We start from the raw sequence: 10,955 nt of genomic DNA on the forward strand, positions 1-10,955 counted from the left end.
TTCATGGCCGTGACGGCGATACGCCACTTTACTCAAACTTTCCCGCGCGTCGATGCCGCCACCACGCAGGTCGTCGGCGCAGCCCACTCCCGTATTGAGCGGCCCGCGTTAGCGAAGTGACAACTCAATTGCGCAGCGGCTTGCCGGTGGCCAGCATGTGCTCCATTCGCGCCTGGGACAGCGGCAGGCGCAGCAGTTCCAGAAAATGCTCCCGCTCGAGGCGCAGCAGCTCGTGTTCGGTAACTTCCCCGCCCTTGCCACCGGTCATTACCGCTGCAACATGGTCGGCCACCACGGCGTCATGGATGGTCATTTTACCGGCCTTGACCTGCGCCGCGACACGGGCCTCCAGCGCGGCCCTTCCGGCGAGGCCGGGCAGGTTCACTACCACCGGCCTGGCCGGCGAATAGGCCCCGACCATGCGCCGAGCCAGGGTCTTGGCATCGGCCAACACGCGCTTGCGGTGCATGGTGATGGCACAACCGTCAGTCAGCAGGCGCATGTCGCGCGCATTGGCGGCCGACTGCGACACCACACTGCCCAGGATGAGGTCGAACCCGCGCTCCACACCTACATCCTGATACCGCAGGGTCATTTCCTTGGTTCCGCCACCGGCTGGCAGCAAACCGACACGCAGCTCCACCAGTCCCGCATTCAGCTCCGCATGCGCCTGTAACGCGTTGCAATGCAGCACTACCTCGCAGCCCCCGCCCAGCGCCAGGCCACGCGGCGCGCCGACCACCGGGAACGGCGCGTACTTGAAGCCCATCAAAGCCTCCTGCAGGCTCTGGATGAAGCCGTTCAGGAACGCCCAATCGCCACTGCGGGCAGCGTCCAGCATTCGCTGCAGATTCGCGCCGGCACAAAAATGGGCGGCGTCGTTACCGATCACCAGTGCCTGAAAATCCCGCCCGACGCGATCCAGGGTCAGGAGCATGAGTTCCACGGTGTGCTCGTCGAGCGCGTTCATCTTGGTGTGGAATTCGAGCAGTCCGACGCCGTCGCCCATGTCCCACAGGCTGGCCGAGTCATTACCGAGCACCGGCTTGCCGCCGCGACGCAGATCGGCCACGGCCAGGGTGCCGGCCGGCCGCGGTAGTGGGCGGTAATCGCCTTGGAAATCCAGGTACTGAGGGCCGTCAACCGCTTCGCGATAAAAGCGCCCGTCGCCGCGGGTGAGCGCGGTCTGCAACAGTGCGGGTATGGGCAAACCGTCGGCTTTTATGCGCTCGACGACGCGGGCCGGGCCGATCTGATCCAGCAGTTCGAACGGCCCCCAGCGCCAGGAATATCCCTCGCGCATGGCGGTGTCGATTCCGACCAGGTCGCTGGCGATTTCCGGCGCAACGGCAGCCGTATAGCTCAGGGAGTAGCCAAGCAGACGCCAAGCAAACTGTGCGCCCAAATCGCTGCCTGCGAGCAGCTCGGCCGGTGTACGCGCCTTGGCGCCGGGCAGGTCGGCTTTCTGCTGTGGCCGGTAGTCAAGCGTCGACAGGTCCAGGGCCTCGCGCTGCCGGTCGGCCGTCAGGCGGTAGAAGCCACCGCCGGCCTTGCGACCGATCCAGCCCCGCTCCAACATCGTGCTGAGCAGCGGCGGCAATTTCAGCAGTGCCTGGGCCGAGTCGCTGGCCGGCAACTGGCCCTGCATATTGCGGGCAACATCGGCCAACACGTCCAGGCCAACCAGGTCTATCAAACCGAATACCCCGGTGCCGGGCCAGCCGATGGGTTTGCCCGCAATCGCGTCAGCCTGCTCGACGGTCAGTCCCAACTCCAGCGCCGCCTGGACGCCGGCCAGCATGGCAACGACGCCGATTCGGTTGCCGATGAACGAAGGCGTGTCACGGGCTTCAACGACCTCCTTGCCCAGCCGCACAGCGCAGAACTCGCGCAAGGTTTCGAGCACCTGCGGCCGGGTGGATGGACCTGCCACCAGTTCCAGCAGGCCCATATAGCGCGGCGGGTTGAAGAAATGCGTGATCAGAAAATCGGCCGCAAAACTCGCCGGCAGGCCGGCGGTAATCTCCGACAGACGAATTCCGGAGGTGTTTGAGGAGACGATGGACCCGGGTCGGCGCGCATGCTCGACGCGCTCGAACAAGGCCTGCTTGACCGGCAGGCGTTCCACCACCACCTCCACGATCCAGTCGGCCTCGACCAGCCGTGACAGATCATCGTCGAAACCGCCGGTGCGGATCAGGTCAAGCGCTGCCGGGCTCATCAGCGGCGCCGGCTTGCGCTCCAGAAGGCCCTGCTTGCCCTTCTCAGCTATGTCCCGGGTGAGGTCAAGCAACAGCACTGGCAGGCCGGCATTGGCGACCTGCGCGGCGATGCCGGCGCCCATATTGCCAGCGCCCAGTACCGCCACCTGGCGAATCGAATCTGTCGTCACGTCGGTGTGTCCTGCGTCTGATCGAAGTGGCATGCGCAAGCGGATTTCCGCACTGCGAGGGAAGCGCTGAATAAATCCGTCCTGGCTTTCTCAGCGCCCGCCATCGGGAAAGCGTGGTTTACCGATGTCTCACAAAGTCAGAGGCTTACAGCCACTGACTTTGGCAGCGCATCCTTGCGCTGCGGGAAACGCTGAACAGTTCAGCGTTTCCCTGGGGAAGCCCGTCACCTTAATGAATCTTGGCCGGCCGTGGCAAGCCGACGAACTACATCAGGATACTCATCGCCAGCGGCAGAGCGCCGAAGTACAGCAAGGTCGAACCGACCATTACCGCCGCCAGCAGCTCGGTGTCCAGGCCAAAGCGCTCGCTCAGGATCATGCTCGCCATCATGGTCGGCATACCCATCAGCAAGGTGGTCGCAACAGTCAGGTCACCCGGACCAACTGTCAGCCTGGCGATGGCATAGACCGCCACCGGAATCAACGCCAGCTTGATCACCGCGACGCCGACAATGCTGCGCCACCAGCGCACAAAATGCCCGAATGACAGCGACATGCCAACCGTGAGCAACATGCACGGCATGGTGGCGTAACCGAGCATGGAAGCTGCCTTGTCCAGGCCCGGCGCCAGCTGTATCCCGGCCAGATTAAGCCCTATAGCGATCACGAAAGCCCATACCGGCGGCAGCTTCAACAGCACGCGGCCGAACTGGGCCGGAGTTTCCAGTTCCTGCCCCTGGGTTCCGCAACGGACTGCCACCCACAACGCAAGTGACCAGAACAGCGGGTTGATACCGAGGATGTCTGAGTAAATGGCGTAGCGTGCGCCCTGCGGCCCGAACAGGGCCTGCATCACCGGAATGCCGAGCGATATGATGTTGGGCAGGCCGCAGGCGAGAATCAGCGCACCGAGCTGGGCATTACCGGACAGCCGGAAAACCCGGTGTCGAAACACTCCCCACGCCAACCCCATGCCGAGCAGGATGGCAAACATGGTCAACGCCGGCGCCACGATCAGCTCGGCGTTCAGTTCCACCCGCACCACGGTGTGAAACGCCAGGGCGGGGTAAAACACATACATCACCAGTGCGCCGATCGCGCGCCGGGCAGCAACCGCATCCACGCCGCCGGGACGCAGGCGCCGCCAGATATAGCCCAGACCCATAATGGTGCCCACCGGCAGCAGGGCTTGTTGCAACACGGGGGCGAGGCTGGACACGGCAGCTCCATGACGACTGATGGCCGCAGTACCGGTTTCGCTTGCGCAGCAGCCCGGAGCAACGACGGTGCGGTATGGTAAGCGCCAAGTCCCACTTTGCCCGGATGCCATGCAAGCGATACTCGCCGAACCGCGCGGCTTTTGTGCCGGCGTCGTGCGCGCCATCGACATCGTCGAACGCGCTCTCGAACTTTACGGACCACCGGTCTACGTGCTGCACGAGATCGTCCACAACCCGCACGTGGTGGATGGCTTGCGCGCGCGCGGAGCCATATTCGTCGAAACGGTGGACGAGATTCCGCCCGGCGCGCGCGCTATCTTCAGCGCTCATGGCGTGGCGGACAGCGTGGTCGCGGCAGCCGCCGAGCGCGGTCTGCGCAGCATCGACGCCACCTGTCCCCTGGTCACCCGGGTCCATGGTCGCGCCCAGCGCTACGCCAATCAGGATTACGACGTGGTGATCGTCGGCCACGTTGGCCATCCTGAAGTGGAAGGCACGCGCGGCAGCGTGAACGGCCGCGTGCATGTGGTCGGAGAACCGCAGGAGGTGGCCGGACTGGTGGTCAAGGACCCGGCGCGGGTGGCTTACGTGACGCAGACGACCCTGTCGCTGGATGACACGCGCGAGGTGATCGACGCCCTGAAAGACCGCTTTCCAGCCGCCCGCGGCCCCGACACCGATGACATTTGTTACGCCACGCAGAACCGGCAGAACGCCGTCAAGGCGTTATTGGCCGACATCGACGTATTGCTCGTGGTCGGCGCCCGCAACAGCTCGAACTCCAATCGCCTGCGCGAGGTCGGCACACGGGCTGGCAAACCGGCGTGGCTGGTCAACGATGCCAGCGAACTTGACCCGACCTGGTTCAAACCCGAAAGCCGCGTCGGCATCACAGCTGGCGCGTCTACGCCGCAGCGACTGGTTGACGAGGTACTGGAGCGCCTGCGCTCCCTGGGGCTTGACGCGGTGCACACGCAAGCCGCGGATGCCGAGGAAGCCATCTTCCGCCTACCGCCAGAACTGGCCCGCCCGGGTCGTGGCCGGCTACCGGCAGACCTGCGCTGATGGCCTCACCAACGGCGAGAATCACAACGCCGGCTTAGGGGAAACCGCGCCCGGCGTCTTTTGCACCCAACCCAGGACTTCGTCCGATTGGGTGACAGTCCGAGTGCGTGACTTCCGGCGGCGGAACGCCTTGGAAACACGCTGCCCCGACGTAAGCCACTGCGAAACCGCTGTTGCGAGAGACGGGTAGCCAGAAATCACCGATATCGCTTTGCCTCGATGCCCGCCCCTGGTCAACCGCAGCGGCTTGCCACGGCACGGCCGCGTGTCCTCACCTGTTCCCTGTAATTACGGCCTGGATGAAGCCGGAAAACGCCGGCTATCGGATATCCGGGGGGGGCGTGTAGCAACCATCCTCAGAAGCGGTGCGCAAACATCGCACCGTCCCCACTGCATGGACATCGCCGCGACAAGACCCATCTGTTTGGGGGGAGGCTTACACGACAGGTTTACGAGCGTTAAGATGCCCGCGGTGCTGCTGCCGGATCACCATGGAGGAACGATCGTCATGCTCAACCCGCACGACTATGTAGATATCGAAAATGGGTCCCAGGCCAAATCCATTTTCTGGGACTCAGGCCTGTACGAGCAGGAGCTCGAACGCGTGTTCGCACGTTGCTGGCTATTCCTCACACACGAGTCGGCTATTCCCAATGCCGGGGATTTTTTCACTACCTTCATGGGCCAGGATGCGGTGCTGGTGGTGCGCCAGGACGACGGTTCGGTCAAGGCATTCCTGAATTATTGCCAGCATCGTGGCAACAAGGTGTGCTTTGCCGATTCGGGTAATGCCAAGGCTTTCACCTGTAACTACCATGGCTGGTCCTACGGCGGCGACGGGCGTCTGGCGGCCGTGCCTCTCGAGCACGAGGTCTATCTGGGTGGCTTCGATCGCGCCGCGCACGCGCTCGAACCCCTCGCACAGGTGGAAAGCTACCGCGGCTTCGTATTCGGATGCATGGACCCGGATGCGCCGCCGTTGGCCGAATATCTCGGTGAGATGGGCTGGTATCTGGATAGTTTCATGGTGGGCGATGGACAGGGCGCCGAACTGGTCGGGCCGCCCATGAAGTCGATCCTGCGTTGCAACTGGAAGATCCCAACCGAGAACTTCATCGGCGACGGCTACCACATCCCGTGGACCCATGTATCTAGCATCATGGCACTGGGCAGCGAGATCGCCACCATCTTCGGTGACACCACGCAGTTGCAGAAAGTCGGCATGCAGATCACCACCCGCCACGGCCACGGCTTTGCCGCCGCTCACGGCGCCGGTCCATTACTGATGCCGAGCATTCCCGAGTACAAGGCGTACTTTGAAACGCAGCGCCCCAAAGTGGCCGAGATGCTCGGGCCGGTGCGCGCCGAAAAATTCTACGGCGCGCATTGGGACGGCAGCATTTTCCCCAATTGTTCGTTCCTGTACGGCACTAATACCTGGAAGGTATGGCACCCGCGCGGGCCGAACGAGATAGAGGTTTGGACCTGGTCACTGGTCGAGAAGTCCATGCCGGCCGAGCTCAAACGCCAGGTGGTGGACGGCGCTATCCGCACTTTCGGCACCGCCGGCCTGCTGGAAAGCGACGACGGCGAGAACATGGAAAGCTGCACCCAAAGTAACGTGGGCTGGAAGGCGCGGCGCGGACGCATGGTGAGCAATATGGCCCTGAGCGAGGGCCGGCGCCATCCGGACATGCCCGGCATCGTCGGCGATGGCGCGCTCGGTGAGCTTGCCCAGCGCGGTTTCTACCGTTTCTGGGCGGAGGTCATGGCGGCACGCGATTGGGATGAGGTACGCGCTGGCACCCAGGACTGGGACGCACCCTGGCAGCGCAGCGCTACGGGCCGATAACGGCTGTCCTCAGGGAATTCCGCGCAGCACCCGCCACCGGAAAAAACCTGGTTTTCCGGTGGCATACACAATCGATGGTTTACAGCCACCGATTTTGGGAGCGCGTCCCCCCATGTTTTGTCAATGTGCCGGGTTGGCCGGACCGATGTGGCCCCAATAGCTGACCGCGTCGTATTCGACAATGTTCCAGGCGTCTTCATCATCGATGGTGCGCCCGTTACACCCGTACTCCAGCTCAAAGCCAGACGGGGTCTGCGAGTAGAACGAGATCATGTGATCGTTGGTGTGCTTGCCTAGGGTCTGGGTGACATTGATCTTGCGCGCATTGATCAGGTCATAGGCAGTGCCCACATCGTCCAGGCCGTTGACCTCCAGCATCAGGTGATGAAACACGTTGTACGGTCCCGGCACCAGGGCAACGCTATGGTGACGCGGATTGCAATGCAGGAAGTGCGCCTTGGCGTCCCCAAAGGCCCGCATGATGATGTAGTCGCTCATGCGTAGTCCGAGTTCGCCGTAAAACTCCAGCATCTCATCCAGGACGGTGGTCATGAATACCACATGACCCAGGCCCATATCGCCAATGCGAAACCCGGCCATCGGCCGTGCCGGCTGGAAGGGATAGCCGCTCCTCTGCCCGTAGAAAATCTCGAGTGCGTTGCCGGACGGATCGTTCACTTTCACCAGTCCCATCACCTGCCGGTCGTCGCTTTCCTGGGCCGTCCCCTCGGCCAGATCACAACCGCGGCGTTTGAGGTGCTCGACGATGTTGGCCAGGCCAGCGCGGGACCCGGCGTCCCAGCCGAAGTAGCGCGGGCCGGGGGCATCGGCCTTATAGATGGTCATGCGGTGATGTTTGTCGTCCAGACGCAGCTTCAGTTGGTCCGGACCTTCATCAATGACTTGTGCGCCAAAGACGTCGCAGGCGTAATCCTTCCATTCCTTCAGATCAACGGCGTTGGCGCCGAGGTAGCCAAGAGCCCTCAGGGACATCACAAATCCTCCTTTTCTTGGTAATACCGCACCGAATCCATCCGGTACGGGCTCGCGTTCCTGTGTAGAGCAATGCCTCTACAAAAACGCCGCCATCCTCTCAGACGGCGGCGCTTTCTATCAATGCAAAGCTGGATTACAGGCGCTTGACATGCGCCACCAGCAGCGCCGAGCGACCTTCTTCCCGCACCGCTTTCACGCAACGGGCGATGGCTGCTGGCACGTCATCTGGATTGATCACGTCCTCGCCATGGCCGCCGGCCGCTTCGCACACTTTCTGGAACTGGTAGGACGGGTTCAGACGCGCCTGGAACTCGTCCGTGTCGCGCGACACACCATCGGGATGGACCTTGATGGTGCATTCCTTGACCGCCGACCAACCGCCATTTTCAAGCACCACGGTGAAGATCGGCAGATTGTGCTCACGAGCCACCTCGTAGGTGGAGCTGGGGTTGCCGAAGTAGAAGCTGCCGTCACCAGACATGTGCAGCACCATCGCATCCGGCCTGGCCAGCTTGACGCCCAGCGCCGCACCGGGACTGTAGCCCAGGCCGCCGCCACCCAGGCCCAGCACGGTGCCGGGCTTGGTGCGCAGGATCTGCATGCCGACCGAGGGCTCGTTCATCACCGCCTCACTGACCAGGACGTCATCCTCGCGCAGCACCTTGTTCAGCTCCGCGCATAGATAGCCTGGGTTGATCAGGCCCGGCGCGCCCTTGTCCTTGGCCAGGTTCTGGATGAAGACCACAGCCTCCTGACGCTGCTTGGCAAAGCCTTCCAGGCGTGCCTTGGCGCGAGCACGGTGGGCGTCGGTGAGCTTGTCCTTGATGATTTCAATCAGGCGCGACAAGGCCAGGTAGCTGTCGGCCTGCACCTTCAGGTGGCCGGGGAAGCCCCACATCGGGATGTCGTTCTTGATCGGGTCGATGTCGATATGTGCCCAGAAGGTGTTCGGATTCGGATCGGCTTCCTTGGGCATCCATGGCAGGTCGGTATCGACCATCAGGCCAAAATCGACCTTCGGCAGATGTGGCTCGGACAGGTTGCCCAGGAATACCGGTGAGGCCTTGGAAATGTTCAGCACCTGCGGGTAGGACTCGATCACACCCATGCCAACCAGTTGGCCCAGTTCGTCCAGCAGAGCCGGGGTCTTGATGTTGCGCCCGGCAAAGCTGGTGATCAGCAGCGGGTATTCGGCCGCCAGCAGGCGGTCGGCAATCTGCATCAACGGAGCGTCATCAACGCCGGTGAATCGCAGCGGTCCATAGGCATCAACGGGGAACGAGGCAACCTGCTCCGGTTCCCAGGTCTGGGCCAGAATTTCGCGCGGCAGGGTCATGTAGACCGGACCAGGCGGGTCGCTTTCGGCCATGCTGAAGGCACGCCGAATGGCTTCCTTGACGATGATGCCGGTCGGCAGCTGGTACTCCCACTTGACGTAATTACGCACGATACCCTTCATGTCGTAGGGATCCTGAATGAAGTGCACATAGGTGTCGCGGGTTCCGAGCAACTCGCCGCGAATGGTCACCGGCGCGGTGCCGGCCATCAGTACCACGGGCACGCGCGAGCGAAACGCGTTATGCAAGCCCATTGCTGAATTAGCGGTGCCCGCATCCACGTGCACCAGCACCGCTTGAGCCCGGCCGGTGGCGCGGTAGTAGCCGATGGCCATGTGCACGGCGGTGTTCTCGTGCGGGCACAGGATCACCTTGGGGTACTTGCGGCCTTCCTGGCGCCACTGGGCCATGGCTTCGATGATTGGTGCGTGATCGGTACCCATATTGGCAAACAGGTAGTCGACGCCAACCTCGTTCATCGCCTCCAGCCAGTACGAAGCAGTCATGTTCAGCGGTGATTGATCGCGCTTAGGTGCGATGGATTTGGCGGTAACGGACATTGGTCGGGCTCCTGGGTAAATCGATTCGGCGATTAATTAAATATTGTAGATATCAAGCATGGTCGGCACGTAATCGTTTTTCAACACGATGTACTTGCGGGCGATTTTCCAGCCATCGGCGGTCTTGCGCAGGCTATGCCGGTAATCGCCAAAAAAAACTTCACTGGCGTTCAGCTTGTGGAAAAAGCAGTGCGCGGTCCAGGTGGACAGCACCGTCATGCTGTCCTCGGCCACGTCCTCGACCAGAATGTTATGCACCGTATGGGTGGTGCGCGGCATGGGCGTGCTGGCGATGGACTGCCCGGAGCGGATACGCCACACGCGGTCTTCCAGCCCGGCACGGGTCCCGTAGTAGATCAGCGAAATCTCACGCTTGGGATTGGCGGTGAGTTCATGCTCCCCCCTCCAGGCCGGTAGCCAGTACTCGCAGTCGTCGGTGAACAGGCCCAGCCACTCGTCCCAGCGCTGGGCATCGACGTACATGGCTTCTCGATACAGCACCTGGCTGGCTTCGGCCAGTGCCCTGACAAGATCAGTCACGGATATTCCCCTTGCAAATAAATGTGGTGATGCGGTTATGGCTCACAGCAGGCCGTCGGCTTCCAGCCCGTCCTTGATGAACTGCTTCCAGGCCCGGTAACCGCCGTAGTAAACGGTTTCGTCCCAGGCGCCCATGGCGCCCATGAAGCCGCTGTCGGGTTCAATACCTATCTCGCTCGATAGCGCATCGGGGCCGGTGTGGTAGCCGGTGATACCGCGGGCGGTGCCTTGCAGCCAGTCGAGCGTTTTGGCCTGGAAACCGAACTGGCAATCCTCGTAGGCGATGGTGTCGTCGGGTGTCGCCAGGCCCGAGGTGTTGAAAAAATCCTCGTACTGACGGATGCGGATTTCCCGCGCGGCATCGCTCTCGCCCTTGGCGCCCAGGCAGTAGATGGTCATCTCGGTCTTGTCGACCGACAGCGGCCGGATGACCCGCATCTGCAGCGAGGCGTTCTCGGCGAACTGCACGTTCGGGTAGATGGTCAGGTTGCGCGTGGCGAGCATCCACTTGGCCTTGGTTTCACCGCAGCGGGCGACCGCCTCGTCCCTGTGCACGAACAGGCCACGTTCGCTCTCAAGCGGGTTGGTGGCGTAGATAACCGCGTGGCCGCGCGGAAAACAGGCGGTGCCGCCCTTGACCACGTCCATGACGTTGAAGTCGATGGATTTGACCTGCGTGTTGCGGCTCTCGCCGGCCTTGCGGCGGCTGACGATGTTCATGAAGCTCGGGTGGCAGGACGTCAGGTGATAGGCGTCGATGCAGTTCTCGACCTGCATCTTCCAATTGGCGTTGTAGGTATAGCTGGATACGCCGGGGATGGCCTCGATACCGTCCGGACCCTGGTCCCAGACCAGGTCCAGCATTTTCTTGGCATCGCCCAGGTGCTCATCAAGCGGTGGCACGTCGTCGGACAGGCTGGCAAACAAAAAACCCCGGTACTGACCGAATTTTACCTTCTTGAGATTGTGGTCCAGTTTGCTGAATGGCTCGGC

8 protein-coding genes are annotated in these 10,955 nt (G+C 62.4%); 2 read left to right on the plus strand and 6 right to left on the minus strand.

Annotation, left to right across the window (positions count from 1 at the left end; translation table 11 throughout):
• Positions 1–124: 124 nt before the first annotated feature.
• Together ABZF37_RS03605 and ABZF37_RS03610 are read right to left on the minus strand one after the other, a co-directional pair.
• Positions 125–2,392 carry a 3-hydroxyacyl-CoA dehydrogenase NAD-binding domain-containing protein gene (locus ABZF37_RS03605; protein ID WP_372716851.1) on the minus strand — a complete coding sequence of 756 codons (2,268 nt, stop codon included), beginning with the start codon at positions 2,390–2,392 and terminating at the stop codon, positions 125–127.
• A 265-nt stretch (positions 2,393–2,657) separates the two neighbouring features.
• Complete coding sequence (locus tag ABZF37_RS03610) at positions 2,658–3,611, minus strand: AEC family transporter (protein WP_372716853.1); 954 nt, start codon at positions 3,609–3,611, stop codon at positions 2,658–2,660.
• Between the two features lie 109 nt (positions 3,612–3,720).
• Between ABZF37_RS03610 and ispH the strand changes: the two genes are divergently transcribed.
• Together ispH and ABZF37_RS03620 are read left to right on the plus strand one after the other, a co-directional pair.
• Entirely contained in the window at positions 3,721–4,677 is a 957-nt protein-coding gene (gene ispH, locus ABZF37_RS03615; RefSeq protein ID WP_372716855.1) for a 4-hydroxy-3-methylbut-2-enyl diphosphate reductase, read from the plus strand.
• Positions 4,678–5,140: 463 nt separating this feature from the next.
• Positions 5,141–6,529 (plus strand): aromatic ring-hydroxylating dioxygenase subunit alpha, encoded by a 1,389-nt coding sequence (locus ABZF37_RS03620; RefSeq protein WP_372716857.1) that lies wholly within the window; start codon positions 5,141–5,143, stop codon positions 6,527–6,529.
• 120 nt (positions 6,530–6,649) lie between these two features.
• Here the strand turns inward: ABZF37_RS03620 and ABZF37_RS03625 are convergent, their stop codons facing one another.
• The 4 genes from ABZF37_RS03625 to ABZF37_RS03640 form a co-directional block, all read right to left on the minus strand.
• Complete coding sequence (locus ABZF37_RS03625) at positions 6,650–7,522, minus strand: VOC family protein (RefSeq protein WP_372716859.1); 873 nt, start codon at positions 7,520–7,522, stop codon at positions 6,650–6,652.
• A 136-nt stretch (positions 7,523–7,658) separates the two neighbouring features.
• A complete protein-coding gene (locus ABZF37_RS03630) occupies positions 7,659–9,422 on the minus strand; it encodes a thiamine pyrophosphate-requiring protein (protein WP_372716861.1) in 1,764 nt (587 codons plus the stop codon).
• 36 nt (positions 9,423–9,458) lie between these two features.
• Positions 9,459–9,962 carry an aromatic-ring-hydroxylating dioxygenase subunit beta gene (locus ABZF37_RS03635; RefSeq protein ID WP_372716863.1) on the minus strand — a complete coding sequence of 168 codons (504 nt, stop codon included), beginning with the start codon at positions 9,960–9,962 and terminating at the stop codon, positions 9,459–9,461.
• A 42-nt stretch (positions 9,963–10,004) separates the two neighbouring features.
• The coding region (locus ABZF37_RS03640; RefSeq protein WP_372716865.1) for an aromatic ring-hydroxylating dioxygenase subunit alpha at positions 10,005–10,955 on the minus strand (951 nt) is incomplete at its 5' end.

It is taken from the genome of Immundisolibacter sp., assembly GCF_041601295.1.
In the GTDB taxonomy this organism is placed as follows: Bacteria; Pseudomonadota; Gammaproteobacteria; order Immundisolibacterales; family Immundisolibacteraceae; genus Immundisolibacter.

Bases quoted from the DNA above. Each gene is read 5' to 3' on its own strand.
- ABZF37_RS03620 (WP_372716857.1), top strand. From the start codon at position 5,141: ATGCCCGCGGTGCTGCTGCCGGATCACCATGGAGGAACGATCGTCATG.
- ABZF37_RS03625 (WP_372716859.1), bottom strand. From the start codon at position 7,522: ATGTCCCTGAGGGCTCTTGGCTACCTCGGCGCCAACGCCGTTGATCTG.
- ispH (WP_372716855.1), top strand. From the start codon at position 3,721: ATGCAAGCGATACTCGCCGAACCGCGCGGCTTTTGTGCCGGCGTCGTG.
- ABZF37_RS03630 (WP_372716861.1), bottom strand. From the start codon at position 9,422: ATGTCCGTTACCGCCAAATCCATCGCACCTAAGCGCGATCAATCACCG.